The sequence below is a fragment of the Melaminivora alkalimesophila genome, from assembly GCF_000282995.1.
GTDB classification, from domain to species: Bacteria; Pseudomonadota; Gammaproteobacteria; order Burkholderiales; family Burkholderiaceae_C; genus Melaminivora; species Melaminivora alkalimesophila.
Genome location: NZ_ALEE01000010.1, coordinates 1 through 311 on the forward strand (window position 1 = coordinate 1; position 311 = coordinate 311).

Annotated in this window: 3 tRNA genes; all 3 read right to left on the reverse strand. The window is 58.8% G+C overall.

The features are described 5' to 3' along the window. Positions 1-77, reverse strand: a tRNA-Asp gene (locus A612_RS00045). Positions 78-126: 49 nt separating this feature from the next. Continuing rightward, positions 127-202, reverse strand: a tRNA-Glu gene (locus A612_RS00050). A 32-nt stretch (positions 203-234) separates the two neighbouring features. Beyond that, positions 235-310: transfer RNA gene (locus tag A612_RS00055), tRNA-Ala, on the reverse strand. Position 311 lies beyond the last annotated feature (1 nt).

Here is a 311-nt window from a genome sequence, read left to right on the forward strand (position 1 = left end):
TGGCGGAGTGGACGGGACTCGAACCCGCGACCCCCGGCGTGACAGGCCGGTATTCTAACCGACTGAACTACCACTCCGCGTCGGTGGCTGCTTTGTGACCGTTGCCGGTCCAAGCGCAGCCAAACTTGGCGACCCTACGGGGATTCGAACCCCGGTACCCACCGTGAAAGGGTGGTGTCCTAGGCCTCTAGACGATAGGGTCAAAACCTAAGAACTCTACGTTCAATTGTTCAGTGGTGGAGGTAAACGGGATCGAACCGATGACCTCTTGCATGCCATGCAAGCGCTCTCCCAGCTGAGCTATACCCCCA